Raw genomic sequence first — 23,541 nt, 5'->3', positions numbered from 1 at the left:
TTGATCAGTTAGAGGCTGGAGGATTAACCGTATAGTCTATTACTAAAATAAGGTCTTTTAACCCTTTAGGCAGATTACTTCCACCTCCTACATATAAAGTGCCATCCAAATGAGTGCCTGAAAAGAAGGGGACGTTCTCTAAAGATGTTGCAATGTTATTGTGCCAAGAGTTGAATGTAATATGGGACTCTTTGTTGGCCAAACTAAACACATTGCTGCCGGACAGTTTCGTTTCTCCCTCGGTAATGGCGCAGAGACTGATTTTATGACTCGTTGGTGTGTCTTGCTTTCCTACACCTCTCCATTTTTTGGCATTGATGTGAATGGGCATGGGAGTTTCTGGCTTATTTACAAAGCTATTCCATATACCAGGGTTGAGTCGAGCCAATGAGATGAATTGACTACCATTGAACTGTTGTCTTGCAGTTTGAACACTTGACTTATATTGCGCACTACCTTGCAATGCGGTGTAGCTGAGTTCAATGATAACATCTGTTATACTCTCAAAATCAATGGAGTTTTCCTCTAGAGGCATTTCCAATAACCAAGAAGAAACAACCCCTGTGCCTTCAAACGGCAGATAACGTGGATCATTAAAATTCAACTCAAACAGCCCCGTATCGTTCATGCCTTGCGTTAGAGCGATTTGCTGGTTGGGCACCAGATCTACAACTAATGAAGCGGTTTGGCCTCCTTCTTTTGGATTTAGCAGGTATTTTACTGCATGCACTCCATCGTCATCATCGGTACTGACCAGTTTATTGGTGAGCTGGGTCAGGGTAGCGTGTATGTTTTGGTATGGTCCCAAAATCATGGGGATGGTAATGGCGATGCTTTTAATCTGACGACAATAATGGCCAGGAAAGTCAAACGCAAAATCCTTTTCCGTGAGATCAAACTGGCACTGACCTGTTTGGATGAGCGTCATCAACGCTACCGGATCTAACTGTGCCAGGGAAATTGTTTTTCGTAGTTCTAACCTGCGCTGGTTCTGGTCCATATAGGTTTTTTCCATGCGCTGTAGATCAAGTTGCAACGATTCACCAGCCAATAAGCCTTCATACAAATTGTTCCAGTTTCCCGGGGTAATGAAGTCTGCCAGGTCTTTTTTACGTCCGATATTCTCAAACTGCCAGGCATTTTGTGCCTGATAAGCAAGGTCTTTTGCCAGTTGATACCCTTGATAGTACAAGGAAGATACTTGCCCAATGTACCAACTGTACAATTGATCGTTGGTGAACTTACTCAGGTAAAATTGGGCGATTTTCTGGTTTTGTTTGATGTTTTCATTGAGCAAATCAATTTCCTGTTTTGCCATATCCTGCTGGTACTGGGCAGCTACAATCTGTGAATGTATTTGTTTGGTATCATCAGTGGCTAATTGTTTTTGTAGTTGCCAGTCTTGGGACCTGCGTTTATAACCAGCAACGGTTCCTAAAAGCGATGCGGATTGATTAAGTAAATCAGCGGGCAATTGAATAGATTGTGCCATTTGACTAAGGGCTGCACCTGGTTGAAAACCACCATCGGACAACCCGAATATCGTTGGGATCAGGTTTGCAAAGGATGATGCGATCAGCAAGGGTTCTGTGGCGGCTGAAATGAGCATTGATATCCCTTGAAGTGCTATTTCGGCATCTTCTTCTGGTAACCAGCCTTCATTGATCAGATTAGTATAGTGCTGTTCACGGTTTTGCGCGTTGGTTAACCCACTTTGCAAGGCCAAAATATTTTGTTTAGCAGCTTGTAATTGATCTTGCTTGCTCGTTTGGGTCATGTGTAAGATATTCCCCTGATTGGTATTGTAGAGCTCTGCCAGCCTCTGGGCATCTTTTGTCTGTAAAGCTGCAAGCAAGGATTGCCCGAGTTGGGTGACTGTTGCGGTTACTTCTTTTGCTTTTTCGATCATGACCTCAAAGCGATAATGAGGTACGATGGCATGTACTGAAGTAGTTACTTCTTCGATACTTTCACCAGAACCGACAGCCTCCACCAACTGCATGGGATTGATGGGTGGTGAAAATAACGGTAGTTCATCGATCTGACCATTGATGGTGAGACCATGACGGATGTTGTAGAGGCGGGATTGAATTTCATTCCAATAACTCAGGAATTGTTGGTTGCGGGGGATGGTAATGTTCCTTTTCCAATAAATTTCATGGACTTCTATGGTTGTTTCTTTTTTTACAACACAAAAATTTTCTCCAGTTACGTATAAACGTAAACTGTCTGCTTTTCCTATTTTTTTAACAAATTGCCAGTTTTTCCCATTGTATGATTGATACAATCTATAATGCTCTTGTCCTATTCCCTTTGCAGTTCCGTACAACTTTCCGCTATGCGTACATATACTATTGAAGGTGCTCTGTGCGGGTAAACCTTCAAAACTTATTTCCCAGCCGATACCATCATAAACATAGATATTAGAATTTTGAACCCCACCGATGTAAAGCTTACCACAAAAAACACTTAAACTTTTGATTGTCGAGGTACTATCAAGCTTTTCTGCACCATATTCTGGTCCAACATCTGATAAGACTAACTCTAAATTACTTTGTTGGAAAAGATGGAAACGATACAGGCCTTCTGATGATGTTCCAAAATATAGATAATTGTTGAAAGAACATATTGCAGTTACTTCACTACTAAAATGGAATTGAGTATTGTACCATTTAGCATCTTTTTTACTAGGGTATGAATAATATATAAATCCATTATTAGTACCATTCCCTAGGCTTGCGGCGCAGTAAATTACCTCATCATAATGATACAAACAGCTTACGGTTGACCAGTCTGGTAGGTTGTTAAAACTGAAGTGCCATTTTTCTCCATCGAATATGTATATATTCCCATATGAATCTGCACTGGATCCTTCAATACCAATATATAATTTTGAATTATAAACATATAAGGTCTTTATGTGGAAGTATTTTTTGAATTCATATCCTGAAATATTTTCTTCTATTTGACTCCAAGTGTCATTTGTGTAACTCCATAAGCCGTTATTTATAGTTCCTACATATAATACATCTCTGAATACACAAACCTGAGTAATACCTGAAGGAATATTTTGAGCCAATCTTTTTGAGTAATTGCCCTGTCCCAGATCTACAGGTTTCTCTCCAAGTAGGTTATAAGCTGTCACATACAGCATTTCTGCTTCATTGATGCTGTCACGGGTGTTTTGCTTAAAGAGAAAATCACCCCAGGAGATGAGATTGTTGATGTAATGAGTGACGATGGTCTTTTGGTAGGCAATGGGTCGCAACTGTGCGATGGCTTGCGGATCAAAGGGCTCAGATTCGCTGGCGTATAATTGTACCGCATTTTCCAGGTCATTCCATTCTTGTTGCAACGCAGTTTGACTTAACTCTTTTGCCAGAACAGAATTGTTATTTTCTCTTAGACCCAAAAAACGCCAATACTTATCGTCCACATATGGATCGGTTTTCTTCCATGAAGAACCATCAAGCGTGGTGTAAACTTCACCGCTCTGTATTCCTGCATACAGAATGCCACTGGAGGGGGTAAACAGAGATGTGATATTGGAACTACTGAAAATACTTTCTTCGACCAGATTCCAATTGTTATTTGAAAGGGAAAATAATCCGTTTGTCGTTCCGGCGTAACATTTGCCATTAAAATAGTTCAGGCATGTAATGTAGCCCTTGTTTTCGAGTTCATCTGTTACAGGAAGCCAATGTTGACTAAGATAAAACAGACCCTGAGTAGTACCAGCATAAGCCGTTCCATTTAAAATCTTCAGACAGGTGATTTCAACCGTTGCAAGCGTCTCGTTACTCACATAGCTCCATTCGTTTCCATTGGTGCCAAAAAACAACCCGTATTTGGTTCCGATATAAGGATGATTATTTATAAAAGAAAGAGAGGTGATATAGCCCTTGTTTTTAAGAGCGCCGCTAACAGGTTGCCAAGAGTTAGCAAGTGTAAACAGCCCTTTTGTTGTTCCAGCGTAAGCTGTACCGTTTAAAGCTTCAAGGCATGTTACCTCTTCTCCTGTATTGTCAAGACTTCCAGTCGCAGAAATCCAGTTCGTTCCATCCAGATAAAACAATCCGACCGTGGTTCCGGCACAGGGCGCGCTATTTATATAACAAAGAGCGGTAATATGGCCTGTATTTTTAAGACTGCCCTGCACGGCTTCCCAACTGTTGCCGTTTAGATGAAAAAGACCAGTTGATGTTCCCGCATAAAGCGTACCATTTAAATCTGCAAGACAGGTGATTTCAGCCTTTGCAAGCGTCATGTTATCTACACAAATCCAGTTGTTTCCATCCAGATAAAACAGTCCTGTATTCGTTCCGGCATAGATTGTATTACGATAATCAATAAAATGTTTAGGAGCACCAAAAGAAGGACTCGTGAGACCATTTGGCCCCCCTTGCTCAGCTGGATTAAAAATATATTCGTACCATTTTTTGGCATGGGCAAAGTGCTGTGCTGTTTTTAGCGCTTCTGCAATTAGGAATGGTAGATGAAAAAACAACTCCCAGTAGTACATGCGCATGGCACTTTTATCCGTAAAACCAATACTGGCCGGTGGATAATTGGCCGGTGGGATGTACGTTGGGTTGGGTTCGAGCTTGCTAAAAGGTGATTCTTTGGTTTCCTGTGCCCGAAGGGTCAGCAAATGTTGAATGCCTTTGGGACCGTTAAGCAAACTTGCCAACGGGAGGATGGCTGTGCTGTTAAGGCGGTAGACATTGTATGTCGTTTGATCACCTCCATTGGAGTTAGATATATTTAGGTATTGTGCTTGATGTTTACTCGATATGAACCATTTGGGTTCGTTTTGGATGTTTTGAAAATTTGCATCGGAATATACTGATATTGTATCATAGTTTGATTCTCCTAATAAAGCACAGTTTGTATACAATTCATCTTCTGCAACAATATAAAGAGGATTAATGACTGATATATTGGAATTATTTGGAATTATTGAAAGTTGCTGAAAGTCTGTTCCATTTTCAGAAATCCAACACCCATCGCCTTTGGTTCCAACATAAATTAATCCATTGTATTCCTCAACGATTGTATAGTTGACTCGCTCATCATTCAATACCCAACTCCAATTACCTTTGTCATACTTCCACAGTCCCCATGAAATAGCTTTTTTGTTGCTAGAAATGTAGTTAAACCCTACATATAAACTATTATTTGCAATATTTATAGAAGCCACGTGTCCTTTGTTAGGAACGCCCCCATCAATTTGAATAAAATTCTTTCCATCTGAAGAAGAATAAGGACCTAAATTGTCTGTTCCAACGTATATGGTTCCGCAATATTCTTCAATTATTGTGTAGCTCGTACCTGCGTTATTTAATGCAAGTGTCCATTTATTATTGGTTACTGGGCCATACACCCACAACCCATATGAAATAGTTTTTTTATTGGTATACAGGTAGTTAAACCCGACATACAAATTACGCTCGTAGCTCTTAATGGTAGCGATGTTCCCTTCTGTGGGAATGTCGTTAGATGTAACCTGTGTGAAAGTTACTCCATCCTGTGAAGACCAAAATCCATTTTTCTTAGTTCCAACATAAACACTTTTTTCGGTACAGTGAATTACCGTGATCGTCTGATTGACCATGGAGGATTGCTGAAAACTAATTCCGTCTGAGGATAACCAGAGCCCTTTGTTTTCTGTTCCAACGTATATGATACCGTCATATTCTTCAATTATTGTGTAGCTCGTATCTTTGCTATTCAATGCTTGTACCCATGTATTATTGGTGATTACACCATACACCCATAACCCATGAGATAGAGAGTTATGACTAAATCCTACGTATAAATTACCTTTAAAACTCTTAATGGTAGCGATGTTCCCTTCTGTGGGAATGTCGTTAGATGTAATCTGTGTAAAAGCTACTCCATCTTGTGAAGACCATAGTCCATTTTTTTTAGTGCCTAAATACGTTTTTCCATTGTAAGTTTTTATCGCTGTGATTGATTTAAATTTCTGCGTTTTTTGATATGCCTTTGTATTAAGTAGTTCAATGATTTCATTCTTGTCATAGGGATAATAATACCAATTGTTAAAGGCTCCTATCGTTATTAATTTGCTTCCGGTTGGATGATTAGTTAGGATTTCAGTCTCGAATTTTCTTGAAATGACATAAGAAACTGTAGTTGTGCCTGCGTTGAGATCAGTTGATATTAATGGAGATATCCCTGTACTTTCAATATCAATTGTTTCGATATTGACAGGAACTATCCATTGATGATTTATATCGAGATAGCTTAGGTTTACTTTACCTGTATAATAATCGTATTTCGTATCAGAAGACTGGTTAGTAATACTGTTGCTTTTTTGCTGCTCAATCCACAGAATATTCCACCGTCCAAAAGCAAAAATCGGTTTTGGAATCCCATACTTGCCTGGTTGATACTCCACCGTATGCATTTGTATGTTGATCTTTTTCCACTGCCCCCAGTTGTATGGTTCATATTGCCCTTGCGGAGAGGCATCTCGAAATTTGGAAATGCGGTAGTAGTATTGTCCATGACCATAAGGTCCCGCACCAATCATGAGCAGTTCTTTGAAGTTTTGCTTGCCTTGTACATCTTCTTGTTGGTAAGCATGAGCCGCACAGCTGATGACTTGTATGTTTCCAAGTTCTTCCAATCCATTCATGTAGTTGCTAAATACCTTTTCTACGGCATCCGGATTGGTGAGGTCGGCTTGCTTCAGGGCATGCTCCGCTTTGGTAAAGAGGTCGGTTTTGTCTACTCGTAACTGTGGTTGTATATAGTCTTCGGGGTATAGAAATACTTCACGGTTGGCCTGCCACTCCCGATAGCTCTGCATCCATACCCAGAGCTCTTTCAACTGGCTGCCTTTGTTAATAGTCGTATCGGGTTCTAGCTGGTTGAGTACCCGGTTAATGTAAAGCTGTACTGCAGAAATGGCTTCACGTACATAGGTAGTCTCTACTACACCACTTACTTCCACATCAATGAGTAGGTATTCGTAAAGTCCTCTTGCGTTATCGGAATATTCGGATAATAGTTTTTTTTGTTGATAGATGATCATAGCGACCAGTGCATTTCGAAGCTTTTCATTGCGTTTGTTTTCCAGCTTGGAGAGTACCTTGGGTTGCTTTTTGTTCTGTGCTTTGAGCCCGCCCCAGAGTGAATGGGCAAAATCAGTTGCTGTGGTCACATCTGTTGAGGCATCAGCTGACGTCAGCTGTAGAGAGTCAATCAGTTTCGAAATATCAATCCCCAGTAGTGTAGCCGTATCCACATACTTTTTCATCAAACCAATGGTGGCTACTGAAAAATCAGCTGGGCTTATTTTATTATCGTCAATTAGTAGATGAAAATCATTTACAGGCCAGTTACTCAGCTTTGTAAGTGCGTTTATCCTTTCATCCGTTAAAGGTTTCCATCCTGATTCCGTAAATTGTACTAATCCATGAGCTGCTGTGCCGGCATAAAGCTCACCATTGAAAGGGCACAAATTTGTTAGTTTAAGTTGCTCCTGATTCGATGATTCATTGGGTAGCTTACTCCATGTTTTCCCATCTTCGGATTTATAGCATTGAAAATTATTGGATTTCTCTGCAGAAGCAATGCAAAAAAATGTGCCATTTGATAGTCGCAAATTTTTGACTGTTGAAGAAGAGGGAAGTCCATCTTGAGTGTGTGAGAGTGTACCGGTACTATCTAAAAAATAAATACCGGAATTTGTTATATTCTTACTCCCTTCCGTTGCTGCGATAAAAAGCTTTTCATCAAACTCACATAAAGAATGTATGCACGCAGAAGCACCTAACTGATTAGATTTATTGATTGTTTGACTGGCTACATTAATCCATGCGCCATTCTTTAACTGCAATAATCCTTTGTTTTCCGTACCTGCATATAGGGTATTGTTAAAAGTACAGATCGTTTTGACTGTTCCCCCATTATAGGATTTATAAGTCCAATTGGTACCATCAACGCTTTTCCAGATACCACCACTGGCCGCACCATATAATTCACCGTTGTATTCACAGAAATGATGGGCGGTATTTCTGGAAAAGGAGGCATTAGAAGTCCATTTATTGCTGGTCTTATCAAATATGAATAAACCTATTCCAGATTCAACATCTTCCTTGACACCAACCAATAATAATCCATTAAATTCAGTGATCGCTGTAATTTCCCGATTAAGTGGAGGTGATCCAGGGGGAGTTATCGACTCCCAATCAACACCATCAAACCTCCACAAACCATCAGATTTTGACCCTATATATAATTTGTCATTATCATTGTAAAAACAGGATACTGCTATTTTGAAAGGCAAACTTCTTCTCAGAATATTTAATAGCTTGTTCTGCGTATCCTGAAAATGATGAACTAACTCTTTGAATTGTACAATAGACTTAATAACATCTAGCTCTAAAGGATAACAAATTAATGACTGAAAGTAACTGAGTTCTGCACTAGAAAGGGAGGTAGCCTTTACAAGCATGGCTGTTTGTTGTAGCTTCTGCAAAAATGGTGTTGCGATCTTCAGGTCATATTTTAACGGGGTAACCGATTGATGATCGATAACACCAGATAGGATATGTTTTGGCTTGAGTTCTGAACTTACTAGTAGCTCAATGTTGAGCTCACCAATCTTTTTTAGTTGAGTACCTATCTGAGTGGGGACTTTGTACAATGCAGAGAGGTGTTGTACTAACGTTTTTTGTTGACTTTGGTAAAAATTGTTCAGTGTTTGAACAATGGCATTGACAAGTGAGGAAACAGCCGATTCACTAATTAAACTTTTTACGGTAGCTGACTCTTTCTTTTGATCAATAGTAGTAGCAATGGCCTGGGCAATAGCTTTTACTGTATTTTTTAGTAAGTCTTGACCCATATTATGGCAATGAACAATGGCATTCTGATCTATGTAGGCAGGGATAAGTGACTGATAAATGGAGGAAGAGATGGCTTCCTGATAAGTGGACGCATTGCTGGAGAGCGAATTGTGTAGCCATATTTGAATTTCACTACTCGTCTGATGCCCTTTTGGTTGTGTTTTTTTGAACTTTTGTATCAAAGGCTCGTTTTTAGTGAGTTTAGGAATCAGCTGAGCAAAAAATGTTCGTACCTGTGACCCTATTTCAGTGAAAAAGATTTTTTCCTTTAGCTGTACTTTTTCCAGAGCACTAGCCAAACCTTCCAGGAAATTGGTGATTGTATCCTGACCAAGAATGTTGTTTTGTATGGCTGGGGAGTTGCTTTGTCCTTTTAAAATGAATTGCAACTCATACAGGGAAAAAGGAGAGGCACTTAACCACTCCGAAAAATCCATTAATGCCGTGAGTGCAGGAGGAAACTTTGCTATTTTGGTGGTGTAAGACTGGTTTAAATCCTGACTTTTACCAATCAACACTGCGGCCAGCAAAGATTCAGAAATGGATAGCCCAGTGATTTTGGGCAAGAGGCTCAAGCGGTAAATAAGTCCCAGGTTTTCATTGGTCAGGTCAATTTCATTGAACGAAGAAGGTAGGTTATTCAAAACGAGGGTGCCTATGGCAGTCAGGTCGCTGTGGCTCACTTTCAGTGCAGCCGACAACATATTTTGAATTTGTGTATTGTTGTCTGGCGCATGAGTGCTGGATGGTATCACTTGCCAGTACAGCGGAGTAGTAATTGACTTTAACTGCACGGGATTGGCGGGATTGTTAAATACCTGATCATAAAATGTGGGTTGGGCATCTTTATGTCCATAATTTTTCAGTGTGCCGATCATTGCGCAACATTGGTCTATGGATAAACCTTTGTTCTGTTTCAAATGCTGCATCCATGCTAGATAGGGTAAAGCTTTGTCGTTAATGGTTGATTTATCTCCATCAATGACTTTACTTACCGTGTACAATGCCCAATCCAAATCAGTGAATGACCAACCGATTGCCTGCGCTAAACGCACAAAACGCATGATATGGTTGAGCTTATGCGCAGTTAGGCCTTCAAGCTGTTCTCCATTGATCTCAATATAGTTCCCATCTTTATTGGTTACATTGATGTAGAAGTTGGCTCTTGGGTTGTCTGAAGTTTTACTTATCTCTTCAGAACTCAAGTCCTGGTAGACCAATTCCCTGAGTTGTGTTTGAGATAGTCCTGTTTGTTGTAGAAAGGTCTGCACGTTGGAGCAATCAGTCACGATTTGCCCATCGTTCGTTCTTAGGGGATATCCATAGTATTTGTACAGGTTTTCGGGTACATATTCTGTTGTGTACTGGCTCCACTGCTCATGGCTTAGCGTAAGCGTTTCCAGGTAGATGGCGTTTGTATTTTCTGAGGTAAGCTGGTCTTGTGGAATCAGCGATTTCCAGATTTTGGGCAGTGAGGTATTATTTTGTGTAAGGTAGATGCGGATATTTTCCAGTGCCTCATTGTAGGGTAAACTGAATGGGTATTTAGCGTTTGAGAGACTTGACCCATTCAGTTGCTTATTGAGTACTTGGATAACTATTTCTAATTTGGAAAGCTCATTGTCTGTATTGGCTTTGTTCAATTCTAGGTTGTACAGATCGGGGCGTCTTTTTTGTAAAGAATTGCCACCAGAGCCTACGGTAATATTGTTTTCAACAAGTTCTAATAGCTCTGTTAAATACGCTCCGGGTGATAGTACTGATCGATGCGGTTCTACCGTGTAATATCCCTTATCATTAAAAAGGTTGGTATAGGTTGGTTTAGAAGAAGAGCTGGCCATAACTGAGTTTATTATTTGGATGATTTTTTGATTTGATAGCGTTATTTGAAAAGAATGAGCTGTACACTCAAATTTTACCGTGGAGGAAGGAAAAATCAATGAGGCGTAGGCCTCATTTTTATCATATTTGGCTTTTTCAACTAAGCAAATTTTAAATAATGAAAGCTAAAAATGTCTTCTCTAGTTTTGAGCCAGTGATATCGATCATTAAAAAAATGGTCCACACTGGAGCAGCTAAACAACCACTTGATCAACGACCTATTATTCACTTGCTGAACAGTACCGCATTGCTTGCGATCGTCGTTATTCTATTGACTCAGATAATATCGATCCCATTGATGGGAGTACAGATCTACAGTTTCCTCTTCTCTCTGTTTTTTTTAGTACAGAGTGCCGGGATCATTCGAATGAATCAATTAGGGAAAATACGCTCTGCTAAAGGGTTATTTCTTTTTGGCTGCTATACCAGTGTTTTTACGCTACATGTTGCCTATGACGTAGAGGTAGCTAGCTGGGTATTTTTGATCTGCTTGTATTCCTACTTTGGAGCCATTCTCAAAAAGAAACGAAATCTCATTTTCCATAGTGTATTGACAACGGTATTGGCTATATGTAGCATTGTACTGCATCATATTGGGTACTTCAAGCCACTCACCGCAACTAACCAACATGAGGTAATGAGTCTGCACATTATGATGTTTGTCTGCACTTCGCTGTTTGTGCTGGCCAATATGCATTCGCTCAGAGTGAACCTAAGTAACCATCAAGAGCAACTAGAGAAGATGCTTTCAGAAAAAAAGCTACTGCTAAAAGAAGTGCATCACAGGGTAAACAATAATTTGCAGCTGATTAGTAGTCTGCTCAATATACAAGGCAGACAGGTGACAGACGCAAAAAGTGGATGGCTCTATGGCAATGATGCTATACAATCACGGATTCAGTCAATGGCAATCATTCATCATGAACTTTCCAATATACCTGAAATCAACGCCGTTCCTCTGCGAAGGTATGTGAAAAACCTCACGACCCACCTTGGCGCCATCTTTGAAGTAGATCGTCGAAACATTGAACTGGATATTGAAATTGCGGATGTATATATCAAGCCAGAAAAAGTAGTTCATTTCGGGTTGATCATCACAGAAATATTAACCAACACCTTTAAACATGCATTTCCAGAAGGCAAGTCTGGTAAGGTACTGCTGAGGTATACCGAAAACGGTAGTACACAGACTTTGCTAATACAAGACAATGGTCAAGGTTTTACTAGTCAAGACCTACAGAGAAAATACTTTTCTGGTATTGGTCTTGAGTTGATCTCTGACTTGGCGGCTCAACTGAATGGCTCTCATGTGATGGAGGAAGGAGAAGGGGTACGACACATCATCACCATTGATGAGGAGGTAGTATTACATGCTCCGTTGATTGATAGCAGAGCCTCTGCCTTAGTGCTGGAAGATGATGAAATCATTGCCCGTGATATTTGCGAGGTACTGAAAGAACAATCCATTACTACAACAAAAGTACACAGCTATGATCAGGCCATGGCCGCAATAGAAAATGGCTTTCCTGACTTGATCTTTTGTGACATCAATTTGAGTGATGAAAAAACGGGACTTGATTTCGTAAAAGTCCTTTTAGAAAAAGCTTCTTGGACAAAAGTGGTCATCATTACAGCATACACAGACTTGCAAACACTGAAGTCTACCCTGCCCATTAAACCTTCCAACTATTTGGTGAAACCCTTTACCAAGAGTCAGTTGGCGACAACAGCACAATTAACAATGGAGGAAGTTAAAAAGATGGAAGGTCTCCGAAAGGTATTTGATGGGTTGACCTTACAGGAATTGAAAATCCTTAAGCTGGTGGCGAGAGAACAGCCTAGTGCTAAAATAGCCTCTGAGCTTAATATCAGTGAGAAAACAGTACGTAATCACCGGTACAACATTGTAAAGAAGCTGAATATTCCCAATAAAAAGAACTCATTGGTTATGTGGGCGATACAGCATAGAGATCATCTTTTATGAAAATAATATATTCTCATTCTTACTAACGAGTGAAGCTAATCAATGGCATTCGGATGTTTTTATGAACATGCTTGATTGGATAATACTTCTGGCTTTACCTTCCAGAAGTATTATCATAGGTTTTTCAAACCTGTTTCATGCTTTAACTATAGCAATCCAATACATTTTAAAATTGTTTTATTTCCTATCTCCTGAGGGAGAACAAGCTTCTCATCATACTAGAGAAAAAACAGATCACTTCACGCTGTTCGGATGACGATATACTTACAATCTGCATTATATAAAAACCACATAAGCAGCAGCGCGAAACATCCACTAAGGTCATAGAAGCCCCTTCATTTTGACTCAAGACCACTCTGCTCATTAAAAGGAGTTTTCCTCAAAAAAATATTTTATACCGAGGCAACCATTTTTTATCCCCCAGCGTCTCGGCTTCGATTTCTTCGGAAAACCTGTCTATCCGAAGTTGAATATGTTGAAAACTATATAGAATATGTTGAGTACTAAACCAAGTAAAACCACATGGTGCGCCTTGATGCTACTGTGTCTGGGAGCACTATCGAGCTACGGTCAGTCCATAGAGAACTTGTCCGTCCAAGCCAGAGAAAAGTATCTGGTCATATCTTTTGACCTGAAAGCCTACGAAAGCACTGAAGAGCGTTTTGATATTGAGATTTATTCCTCCAGAGATGGGTATCGAACCCCTCTCAACATCATCAATGGTAAACATGATGATGTCAACCCTGGAGATGGACAAATAATCACCATTGATGGTAAGAGTTCCTTCGCGGGCTACAAAGGAGAGTTGGACTTTAAGGTCGTGGCCGACTTGACCTATAGCCCGCTGAAGTTTACCAAAGACTTGTCGAAGAATGTAAAGCCCGGCCGTACAGTAGAAGCTACTTGGTCAGGAGGAGAGGCTGGGTCAAAGTACAACTTAGACTACTCAGCAGATGGTCGCGAGTGGCAATCAATAGCTTCCAATGAAGAAAATACCTATGGACTATGGAAAGCTCCAGAGGATAAAGGCGTTTACAGTCTCAGATTGAGTACCTCTAACAACCCAAAGCAATTCGTATACTCCAACGATATCAAAGTGAAAAAAGGAATGCCACTCTGGTCCAAGATATTGATAGGAGCTGCAGTAGCAGGAGGAACCTACTTCCTGATCGATCAGTTGAGCGGATCGTCATCACCCAGTGTCCCAGGAGACGAGCCTAATCAAGGCACAACAGACCCGACTGATCCTACCGACCCAACAGACCCTACCGATCCGACCAATCCTACGGACCCGACAGATCCCACAGATCCAGGAACGGATGACACGGTCAATCCTTCTAATCTTCCAGATGCTCCAGCTCCACCGATAGGGGTAACTGGTTTCCGATTTTCTTTCTAATTCAAACGACTTATTGACATGAAAAAATTAATTCTCATATTGACCATATTGGTGGGGGTGAACTTCTTCACCGTAGGTCAGGCGTACTATTACTATGCATTTGACGGTAATACTGATGATGACAATACAGATAATCTAGCAGGATCACTGGCATTGACAGGAGCTTATACCACGGATAGATATGGAAATGCCAATTCGGCTCTCAAGATGACCACTGGGCAAGCCCTTACGATCAATAATGGTACAGCAGTGTTGCTAGATGACTATACGATTTCCCTGTGGGTAAAATACGATCAGGTACAAAATACAGGCTATATCTATCAGAGCAACTACAACGCTCAGGAAGAAGAACTCTCCATGATTCCTGACAACAATAGTATGTACCTTTTCTACAGCGATCCCGGAGATACAGACCAGTCGCCATTCACTATTCCGCTAGGAGAGTGGGTGATGATTTCGGCAGTGAGGAAGACAGAGACTATCGAATCAGTCGAAGTCACATCCATATACTTTTATATCAATGGTCGCTTAGAAGATATCAACAAAGCAGATAAACTGACTTCAGAACTAAGCATCATGCTGAATGGCATCATCGGTACAGTCGATGACCTACAGATCCATGACCGAGCATTTTCACACTTTGAAATCTCTGAGGAGTTTAACAATGGACAGCCCAACCCTGCGATCACTGGATTACCCAAATTCGGACAGACCAGTTCATATCGTCTAGTAGGGTTTCCTACAGGCACTACCCCTTTGTCCACCGCCATTCCAGATATCAGTGATATACCTACTACGGACTGGGTAGTGGCCAAATATGATGGAGATAAGACTCGATACCTTACCCCAACAGATAATATCGAGGCAGGAAGAGGCTACTGGATGAATAACACCAGTCGGACGACATTCGAAATTGGGTCATTCGCTCCGGCACCACCTTTTGTAGGTGACTTTGGTGAAATGACCATCACCTTGCACAAAGGATGGAATATCATCGGTAATATGTTTCCTGTGAATTTGGATTGGAACGCAGTGATCGATTACGATATCAATCAAATAGGCAATACCGCTTTGCATGCCTTAGTGACGGCAGGAGGGGCTTTCACTCCAGCGACACTTTATATGTACAACGGCACATTTTTAGACGAAGGAGATCATGAAAATCAACTTCCAGCCTATAGAGGTGCATTTCTATTTTGTAATGAAGACAATATAAAAATCACCATTCCGATCGACATACATGACTATGCTGATCACATTGCTTCCAGAGCTAGAACTGTAGAGTCCAACACAGGGTGGACGGTAGACTTAGACATCACCAATGGTCAATATGCCAGTCATGTCTCTCAGTTTGGGATGCATGAAGGAGAAGTAGTCAATGCACCATTGCTACCTAGACCAGGTGGAGAATATGCAGATATTCAGTTTGACAATGGTCGATCTAGTGAGGTACTCAGTGCAGAGACCGAATCATTTCTCTGGGAGTTCAATGCCAATGTAGGCACGAGCTGGGGCGAAACAGTCTTGAGCTGGGGACAATCGGATATCGATCCTAGCAAGGAGCTATGGCTGATAGACCAAGAGTCTGGAGCTAAAATAGACATGCGCTTCACTCAAGAATACAGATACGATCAGACCAAGTCCGCTCATGCATTTGCCATAGCCTATGGTACATCGTCCGAGATCGAAGAATTGGTCAGTGGTAGCTCAAGTGTTTATCCTAACCCTTCAACAGGTCAAGTTTTCATTCAAGGAGAAGGAGAGCTAAATGTCAATATTTCTAGCTGGTCAGGACAGCAGCTATACCATTCTACAGAGCAGTCTATCGGAGGAAGGTTTAGACTAGACCTTGACGCAGCTGGACTGAGCAAAGGCATCTATCTACTAGACTATACTGTGTCCAATGCGTTTGGCACGACCAGTCATCAAGAGAAAATCATTCTAACCCATTAATGAACAACAGATGAAATATTTACACGCATATATTCTATTGGCAGTATTGACCATCAGTACTGCTATGGGACAAAAGTCCGTTTGGAGTTTTACCAACAAGATCACCGTAGACTATTCCAAAGATGTACCTGCTACACTCAAGATCATTAGTCCAGATTATCTAGCAGGAGAGAGTCGTGGTTTTATCAAGACCTCAGAGAGTAGGGTGGAGATAAAAGGAATCGTGTCCCACCCCAGTGGTGTCAGTGAACTACTGTTTCAAGACAAAGTAGTACCGACAAGTGAATCAGGGTATTTCACAGTGTCCAATAACTATGTCGAAGGAGCAAATACCTTGATCTTCAAGATCATCGACAATGTCGGAAACGTCACGCAAAAGAACTTTACGATCTCCAAGGAGCGCAAAGGTGCTACAGCGGGTAAATCCAAGTATTATGCCTTGGTGATAGGGGTGGAGGAATACGATGACCCGAATATCACGACACTGGACAAACCAATAGATGACGCTAAGGCTCTGTATGATTTGCTATTAGAAAAGTACACCTTTCAGCAGGAAGATGCCGTTTTACTCAAGAATCCTACGAGAAACGATATCCTAGATGAGCTTGACAACCTCAGCGCCAAGGTGACTCAAAATGATAACTTACTGATCTTTTATGCAGGGCATGGCTACTGGGATGAAGAGGCACAGATCGGATACTGGTTGCCATCCGATGCTGAGAAAGGCAGGAAGCGAGCGTGGCTACGCAACAATACCATCACAGACTATGTGAAGGAGATCGACACTAAGCATACACTGTTGATCACGGATGCATGCTTCGGAGGATCGATATTCAAGACCCGTAAAGCTTTCAACAATGCCAGCATGGGGGTATTCAAGCTCAACAAAATGGTGAGTAGAAAAGCGATCACAAGTGGTACATTGACTGAAGTCCCAGACGAAAGTGCTTTCATGAAATACCTACTTAAGAAACTTAATACTAACGGTGACAAATACCTGACCACAGAGCAGATGTTTTACGATATCAAGCCAGCCGTATTGAACAATTCTCCGAGTACTCCTCAGTACGGAGTGATGCAGGGGACAGGAGATGAAGGTGGAGATTTCGTTTTCATCCAGAAATAGAAGAAAAGTAGAACTATGTACAGTTCGTTCTCAAAGGCGAACTGAGTATGGGCAGTTAGATACGAATTACCCTATTAGACCTGCGCAGTCTAGTAGGGTAATAATTCTATTTTACCAAAGCCCCCTTGGTTTTAAGCCTCAAGGTTCATCTGAAGGTCTTCTGCAACTTGCAGCACCTTTTCAGAACTACCCGAAAGCTTCCTGCAGCCTGCAGCGGGCTTTCAGACTTACCCGAAACCTTCCTGCAGCCTGCAGCGACCCGTCGGGAAGACCCGAAACCTTCCTGCAGCTTGCAGGAGCCCGTCGGGTACACCCGAGACTTTCCTGCAACCTGCAGGAGCTAATCGCGAAGATCCGAAAGCTTCTCGCTACTTGCAGCACACTTTCGGGAAGATCCTGAAAACCTCTTACTGTATGCATGGGTCTATTCAGTAAAGTGTGTCATGTTTCAATACGGTTAGTTAATAGCCCTTGGGGGGAAGTTTTGCACTGGTTCTACTGTGAATTACTAGACAGATTATAGGATATAGAGATGATTTTATGAGCAGGTCGTGTCAGGAGACACTAGGATTTCATCTTTAAGTTTGAAGTTACCCTTCGGAAGAATTCAAACAACTAACATTTTCAAAAAGAAAGAGGACTACCGATATAGTCCTCCTAAGCTTTTAAGACTCTGTTCTAATTCGTTCAAATCCTTCCCAGAGAATTTTCAAATCAAAAAGAGCGGACTTTTCATTTGTGTCAAAGCACAAATCCGTGTGATACAGTGCAAAATCATGAATCATCTTTAAAGACTTAATAAAGTCTTCAATACCATGAAATGTGACGTAACCGATAAACTCAATTTGAGCAGGGGTTAAAGACTTTGAATTTTCTGATACTTGACGTGTATCCACCGAAGTAGCTGCCGAACTTCCGCTCTGACAAGTACTTTGACCATTCTGTGTTGACATTAGAATTTGAATTGTAATTAATAAAAAGAGGGAAGGTCACCGTCAACACATTCCAAGCAATGCTCAGATAGGTCTCGGGACTTACACCCGTATGCCTTCCCAGTATCTTCTGTTTAAACCGATTTTGAAATTTTCGCATTGCGATTAATAAAATGTGTTGACAGGTCAAAGATATGAATTAACTGGAAAGAGAATGCAGTTATTTTAAGTGTAAGTGCAACGACATTTATAAATCGAAGATGAGTAGTAGCGTCTCCCAAAATGGTCTATTTAGTACTGTCATTTTTTGGTGTACTAACTCAAAAGATTCTACGGTTGTTCTATCTTTCAATAAGACAAGTTCAAAACTACGGTTGTTTCATTTTTGGAAGAACGGGTAATAGGCAATCGTCTTGATCAGGTTTAATAGTGGTCAAGTCCGATATTGGGCAACTATAATTAGAGTGTATATGAGTGTTGAAGAAAATTATAAAGAAGATCTTCTCCAAGACAATGCTATGATGATCGAGCAAGGAGAAGGAGAAAGGTTAGAGCTTAGTACCCTTTCGATTACCTTCAAGGTCACCAGCGAGATGTCCAATGATCAGCTTGGAGTTTATGAAATTTCACTTCCTCCCTTGGCAATAGGAGCCAAGTTGCATTACCATAGATTCATGGATGAGACGTTTATTGTCAATGAAGGTACGGTTACTATTCAAACAGGAGATAAGGAGTATCAGGCCCATCCGGGAACAGTAATATATGTTCCTAGACTTACACCACATGGATTCAAAAATGATACGAATGACAGTGCTAAACTCACATTGATATTCAACCCATCACAAAAGCGGGAAGGCTTCTTTCGAGACCTGCTTCAGATACTAAGTGAAGATCCTGTAGATCCCCAGAAGTATTTAAAACTGTATAATAAGTATGACAGCTTCCCAGTAGATGAAACCAATATGATACCGATAAGACAATAGGTTTTCCAAGGTATAAGGCGGGTAAAAAACGAAAATTCCAAAGTTACCTTTTACCTTTATAGAGTGGCTGTTCTTAGTATTTTGGAATAGATTGTTCCATCTATTCTAAGATTAATCCTCAATGAAATAACTAACTGAATAAAGACAACCAGCAATGAAACAAAAACTGATTATTAAAATTATTCCAATCCTTTTTTTAAGCCTATTCGCATGTGATTCTACTTCTGAAGATCCTGATGGCAAGTGGAGTGATAATATAAAGCTCTCAGAAAAAGAGATAAGTTTCACCTCCGAACCCAATACTGTAATGATAACTACTGAAGGAGCTGGGTGGTGGATAGATGCCATAGGTTTAAATGATGATTGGACTTATGACCTTACAGACATTGACACGACTCAGGAGAGTTTTATGATTGAGGAAACAGAATTTACTGTAGAAAGAAAAAATGCTAAAGAAATTCATATTTCAATGACTGAAAACAGCTCTGCTGACGAAAGAGTCTTGAAAATTGCCTTGCAAGCAGGAAACTATTTTGATAGTATAAAAGTCACTCAATCAGGAAATTAAACCAAATAGGCTATCAGCCTGTGATTAAAGCAAAATCATGAAAGACTACATAGTGTCAGTAGATTGGCTCAAGGACAATTTAGATGACGACAATCTTGTCATTTTGGACTCCAGTCCTATTTCCACTGCCAACGGGAGCGAATCCAAGTTCAAAAATCAAGTAATACCTAAAGCGAGGCACTTCGATTTGAAGAACCAATTTTCTGATTTAGAAAGTGAATTTCCTAACACCTTTCCTTCACCAAGTCAATTCGAATGGGCTTCTCAGAGACTTGGAATCAATAAGTCATCTAAGATCGTGATTTATGATAACTTAGGTATTCATACTAGCCCCAGAGTATGGTGGATGTTCAAGGCATTTGGTCATGAAGACGTTTCGGTTTTGAATGGAGGTTTGCCAGAATGGATCAAACAAGGTAACCAGACAGTAAATGAGTATGAATCTACTTTTGATACGGGAGATTTCACTTTTTCTGGAGAAGAAATAGACATAAAATACTACGAAGACATACTTCGGAATATCGACTCCGATAAGTATTTATTGGTAGACGCTAGATCTATTGGAAGGTTCGAAGGCACAGAGAGCGAACCTAGAAAGTCAATTAAAAGTGGGCATATTCCTCGCTCGATAAACATTCCTTACACAGAAGTATTAGAAAATGGTCTCTTTAAATCTACAAAGGAATTAACAGAGATTTTCAAATCGATAAAGGAGGACAAAAGAGAGTTAGTATTTACTTGTGGTTCGGGTGTCACTGCTTGTATAATTCTACTAGCGAGTGAATTGGTTTTCCAAGATAAAAAGTACGTTTTCGATGGTTCTTGGACTGAGTGGGCTACTCGTCAAAATCTATTGACATAAATGTAGGCGACTACTCACCCATTACTAGCATTTCTTCAGATAAAAGAAACACTCCCCAATTATGAGATTTATCTGTACTTCCCTATTCCTGTTTTTACTAATAACGGATTCTGTATTTGCTCAGGAGAATTACCATTACACACAGCCAGAAACACTTAATGACGGTTGGCAGACTCAAGATTTTAGATCCGTAGCTATTGATACTACCAGATTGTATGCCATGTTCAATCAGTTAGATGATCAGAGCCATCAACTTCATAGTGTCTTATTAATCAAGAACAAACGACTCATTCTAGAAGAGTATTTCAATGGGTATGATGCGGCCACACCTCATGATCTTCGATCTGTGAGTAAAAATATTATCTCTCTGCTGACTGGTATTGCATTGGATCAAGGATTGATTCAGGATATCAACGATCCAATATTCAAGTATCTCAAGAGCCCCACTCCTAAAAAGAATCTAGATGATCGTAAGAATCATATTACAATCAAACATTTGATCACTATGTCGACGGGATTGGAATGCAATGATTGGGATAAGAAATCTAAGGGGCAAGAAGACAGAGTCTCCAAGAAAGATGATTGGTTACAGTATACACTGGATCTACCTATGGTCAATGATCCGGGGAAAGTTTCCAACTACTGTAGTATGGGAGTTGTGTTACTCGCGGAAATATTGGAGCAGGCATCCGGCATGTCAGTAGACCAATTTGCCAAGAAGTATTTGTTTGACCCTTTAGCGATTAAGAACATGTATTGGGGACATACTTCATCCAAAGAAGTGATCTCATCTGCGAAAAGACTCTATGCCACGCCAAGAGATTTAGCAAAGGTTGGTCAACTAGTTCACAATGGAGGACTGAATAATGGGAATCAAATAGTCTCAAAAGGTTGGATAAAGGAATCGACAACTGCTATCACTGCTATTGCAGGAATACCGTATGGATATCTCTGGTGGAATATTCCATATGATATTCAAGGTAAAGAAGTCTGGTCTATAGCGGCTACTGGCAACGGTGGACAATATATAATGATTGTTCCTGAGTTGGATATTGTAGCCATATTTACAGGAGGAGCTTATAATTCTCCAGATGATAAGTTGCCCTTTGCTATCATGAAGGATGTTTTGATACCTGCTTTTATGGATGTAAAATGAGGTTAATGATTAGATCGTATCTCAGCCATTAGAACTCCCAATGCTCTTGAATTACTTCCAAAATTTCTGATTGAGAAGAATTACCTGAGACAATCTCTCTGCCAAAAAGAAAATCATCTTTGCCTGAAAAGTCAGTGACTGTTCCTCCTGCTTCTTGTACTAATAATGCTCCCGCAGCTACGTCATAAGAGTTGAGGTTATACTCAAAGTAACCGTCGTATTTTCCGCAAGCTACATACGCTAGATCAATAGCAGCGCTACCCCAGCGCCTTAGCCCATGACAGTTTTGCATTAGATGAGTGATGATCTTGAGATAGTTACTCATGCCTTTGAACTCATAATAAGGGAACCCCGTAGCTACTAACCCTTTGCTCAAAGTTGGGTTGGGAGATACTTCGATTTTTTGATCATTGCAAAAAGCCCCATTACCTTTGAATGCATGATAACAGTCTCCTTGAGCTACGTCGTTCACTACACCGATAAGTAATTCTTTTCCTTTTGCTAGTGCTATACTCGTGGAGTAGCAAGGCAATCCGTGAATGTAATTTGTCGTGCCATCCAAAGGGTCAATAATCCACTGAAGCTCTTCACCATCCAAACCAGCAGTGCCTTCTTCCGTAATAAAGCCCGCCTCTGGCAGTATTTCTTTTAGTCGAGCTACGATCTTTTTCTCAGTTTCCTTATCCACATAGCTCACTAAGTCATTTTTACCTTTGTATTCGATGTTAGACGAAGAGAAAGTTTCTCGTTCCTTCTTCATGAATTCGCCACAGTCCTTAGCAAGATCCACGACATGGTTGGTGATTTCAGCTAGCTTCATTTTTGTATGATTAAGGTAATATTCTTCTTTTTCAATCCAGATTATAGTATTGCCTTTTTAAAAAGGAGGTCGGAGCGATAAGGTGATGCGATCACTTTCCTGCCAATACTATTACAATTTCACCTTTTACCTTTTTATCTCCAAAGTGATCTATGACTTCTGTCAAAGTTCCTCGGGCATTTTCCTCATACAATTTAGTCAACTCACGCGATACAGAGACTTGGCGATCTTCTCCAAAATACTCGGTGAATTGATTTAAAGCCTTGGCTATTCTATGCGGAGATTCATAGAAAATCATGGTTCTAGTTTCTTCTTTGAGAGCCTCCAGTCTCGAATGTCTACCTTTCTTTTGAGGTAAAAAACCTTCGAATACAAATCGATCACAAGGTAATCCTGAGTTCACCAGTGCCGGTACAAAAGCAGTTGCACCAGGTAGACACTCTACCTTAATGTCTTTTTTGATACATTCTCTGACGAGCAAAAAACCAGGGTCACTAATGCCAGGAGTACCAGCGTCTGACACCAAGGCAATTTTTTTTCCCTCGGCTATTTGTTCAGCGATGCTTTCCACCTGTTGATGTTCATTATGGATATGATAGCTCTTTAGGTTGTTCTTTATATCAAAATGTTTGAGAAGAACACCAGTAGTTCGCGTATCTTCCGCTAAGATTAAATCAACATTCTTGAGAACTTCGATAGCCCGAATAGTGATGTCTTCGAGGTTGCCAATAGGAGTAGGGACAAGGTAGAGATCTGAGTTAAATTCCATTTACAAATTATCGATGATAGCGGCTAATGTTCTGTCTTTTTCTGTAACGATATTACCAGCATCGTGAGTTGACAGCTTAATAGTGACTCGATTATAGACATTGCTCCATTCAGGATGATGATCCATCTTTTCCGCTTCGATAGCTACTTTGGTCATAAAGCCAAATGCCTCAGTGAAGTTTTTGAAAGTAAATTCTTGAACGAGTTGATTGTCGATTTCTTGCCACATT

General features: G+C 40.5%; 13 protein-coding genes. 8 read left to right on the top strand and 5 right to left on the bottom strand.

Annotated elements, in window-relative coordinates; all coding sequences use genetic code 11:
- Positions 1-4: 4 nt before the first annotated feature.
- Positions 5-10,720 carry a Tc toxin subunit A-related protein gene (locus DKG80_RS14565; RefSeq protein WP_109832099.1) on the bottom strand — a complete coding sequence of 3,572 codons (10,716 nt, stop codon included), beginning with the start codon at positions 10,718-10,720 and terminating at the stop codon, positions 5-7.
- A gap of 158 nt (positions 10,721-10,878) precedes the next feature.
- Here DKG80_RS14565 and DKG80_RS14560 point away from each other — a divergent pair, with 158 nt between their 5' ends.
- The 4 genes from DKG80_RS14560 to DKG80_RS14540 all read left to right on the top strand — a co-directional run bounded on the left by DKG80_RS14560 (position 10,879) and on the right by DKG80_RS14540 (position 17,222).
- Positions 10,879-12,744, top strand: a complete 1,866-nt coding sequence (locus tag DKG80_RS14560; RefSeq protein WP_109832098.1) for a histidine kinase dimerization/phosphoacceptor domain -containing protein — start codon at positions 10,879-10,881, stop codon at positions 12,742-12,744.
- Positions 12,745-13,237: 493 nt separating this feature from the next.
- A complete protein-coding gene (locus DKG80_RS14550; protein ID WP_109832096.1) occupies positions 13,238-14,143 on the top strand; it encodes a hypothetical protein in 906 nt (301 codons plus the stop codon).
- Between the two features lie 18 nt (positions 14,144-14,161).
- Positions 14,162-16,096: a LamG-like jellyroll fold domain-containing protein gene (locus DKG80_RS14545; protein WP_109832095.1), complete on the top strand. Its 1,935-nt coding sequence runs from the start codon at positions 14,162-14,164 to the stop codon at positions 16,094-16,096.
- 10 nt (positions 16,097-16,106) lie between these two features.
- Positions 16,107-17,222: a caspase family protein gene (locus DKG80_RS14540; RefSeq protein WP_109832094.1), complete on the top strand. Its 1,116-nt coding sequence runs from the start codon at positions 16,107-16,109 to the stop codon at positions 17,220-17,222.
- 665 nt (positions 17,223-17,887) lie between these two features.
- Here DKG80_RS14540 and DKG80_RS14535 read toward each other — a convergent pair.
- Positions 17,888-18,175, bottom strand: coding sequence for a hypothetical protein (locus DKG80_RS14535; RefSeq protein WP_109832093.1), 288 nt, complete (start codon positions 18,173-18,175; stop codon positions 17,888-17,890).
- A 449-nt stretch (positions 18,176-18,624) separates the two neighbouring features.
- On the opposite strand from DKG80_RS14535, the gene DKG80_RS14530 reads away from it, so the two are divergent.
- The 4 genes from DKG80_RS14530 (at position 18,625) to DKG80_RS14515 (ending at position 21,723) form a co-directional block, all read left to right on the top strand.
- On the top strand, positions 18,625-19,137 hold the full coding sequence (locus DKG80_RS14530) for a cupin domain-containing protein (protein ID WP_109832092.1): 513 nt from the start codon (positions 18,625-18,627) through the stop codon (positions 19,135-19,137).
- 154 nt (positions 19,138-19,291) lie between these two features.
- Positions 19,292-19,705: a BACON domain-containing protein gene (locus DKG80_RS14525; RefSeq protein WP_109832091.1), complete on the top strand. Its 414-nt coding sequence runs from the start codon at positions 19,292-19,294 to the stop codon at positions 19,703-19,705.
- A 37-nt stretch (positions 19,706-19,742) separates the two neighbouring features.
- Positions 19,743-20,567: a sulfurtransferase gene (locus tag DKG80_RS14520; RefSeq protein ID WP_109832090.1), complete on the top strand. Its 825-nt coding sequence runs from the start codon at positions 19,743-19,745 to the stop codon at positions 20,565-20,567.
- A 61-nt stretch (positions 20,568-20,628) separates the two neighbouring features.
- Positions 20,629-21,723, top strand: coding sequence for a serine hydrolase domain-containing protein (locus DKG80_RS14515; protein WP_109832089.1), 1,095 nt, complete (start codon positions 20,629-20,631; stop codon positions 21,721-21,723).
- A 28-nt stretch (positions 21,724-21,751) separates the two neighbouring features.
- On the opposite strand, the gene DKG80_RS14510 is transcribed toward DKG80_RS14515, so the two are convergent.
- From DKG80_RS14510 to DKG80_RS14500, 3 genes are all read right to left on the bottom strand, one after another.
- Entirely contained in the window at positions 21,752-22,543 is a 792-nt protein-coding gene (locus tag DKG80_RS14510) for an inositol monophosphatase family protein (RefSeq protein ID WP_109832088.1), read from the bottom strand.
- A gap of 91 nt (positions 22,544-22,634) precedes the next feature.
- The gene (rsmI, locus tag DKG80_RS14505; protein WP_109832087.1) at positions 22,635-23,312 is read right to left on the bottom strand and encodes a 16S rRNA (cytidine(1402)-2'-O)-methyltransferase; all 678 of its coding nucleotides are present in this window, start codon (positions 23,310-23,312) and stop codon (positions 22,635-22,637) included.
- The gene (locus DKG80_RS14500) at positions 23,313-23,540 is read right to left on the bottom strand and encodes a 4a-hydroxytetrahydrobiopterin dehydratase (protein WP_109832388.1); all 228 of its coding nucleotides are present in this window, start codon (positions 23,538-23,540) and stop codon (positions 23,313-23,315) included.
- Position 23,541 lies beyond the last annotated feature (1 nt).

This window comes from Reichenbachiella versicolor (assembly GCF_003171675.1).
GTDB lineage: Bacteria > Bacteroidota > Bacteroidia > Cytophagales > Cyclobacteriaceae > Reichenbachiella > Reichenbachiella versicolor.
Note: the sequence above shows the minus strand (reverse complement) of the source record. Positions and strands in the feature narration are given on the sequence as shown.

Bases quoted from the DNA above. Each gene is read 5' to 3' on its own strand.
- DKG80_RS14535 (WP_109832093.1), bottom strand. From the start codon at position 18,175: ATGTCAACACAGAATGGTCAAAGTACTTGTCAGAGCGGAAGTTCGGCA.
- DKG80_RS14540 (WP_109832094.1), top strand. From the start codon at position 16,107: ATGAAATATTTACACGCATATATTCTATTGGCAGTATTGACCATCAGT.
- DKG80_RS14525 (WP_109832091.1), top strand. From the start codon at position 19,292: ATGAAACAAAAACTGATTATTAAAATTATTCCAATCCTTTTTTTAAGC.
- rsmI (WP_109832087.1), bottom strand. From the start codon at position 23,312: ATGGAATTTAACTCAGATCTCTACCTTGTCCCTACTCCTATTGGCAAC.
- DKG80_RS14545 (WP_109832095.1), top strand. From the start codon at position 14,162: ATGAAAAAATTAATTCTCATATTGACCATATTGGTGGGGGTGAACTTC.
- DKG80_RS14530 (WP_109832092.1), top strand. From the start codon at position 18,625: ATGAGTGTTGAAGAAAATTATAAAGAAGATCTTCTCCAAGACAATGCT.
- DKG80_RS14515 (WP_109832089.1), top strand. From the start codon at position 20,629: ATGAGATTTATCTGTACTTCCCTATTCCTGTTTTTACTAATAACGGAT.
- DKG80_RS14550 (WP_109832096.1), top strand. From the start codon at position 13,238: ATGTTGAGTACTAAACCAAGTAAAACCACATGGTGCGCCTTGATGCTA.
- DKG80_RS14520 (WP_109832090.1), top strand. From the start codon at position 19,743: ATGAAAGACTACATAGTGTCAGTAGATTGGCTCAAGGACAATTTAGAT.
- DKG80_RS14565 (WP_109832099.1), bottom strand. From the start codon at position 10,720: ATGGCCAGCTCTTCTTCTAAACCAACCTATACCAACCTTTTTAATGAT.
- DKG80_RS14500 (WP_109832388.1), bottom strand. From the start codon at position 23,540: ATGTGGCAAGAAATCGACAATCAACTCGTTCAAGAATTTACTTTCAAA.
- DKG80_RS14560 (WP_109832098.1), top strand. From the start codon at position 10,879: ATGAAAGCTAAAAATGTCTTCTCTAGTTTTGAGCCAGTGATATCGATC.
- DKG80_RS14510 (WP_109832088.1), bottom strand. From the start codon at position 22,543: ATGAAGCTAGCTGAAATCACCAACCATGTCGTGGATCTTGCTAAGGAC.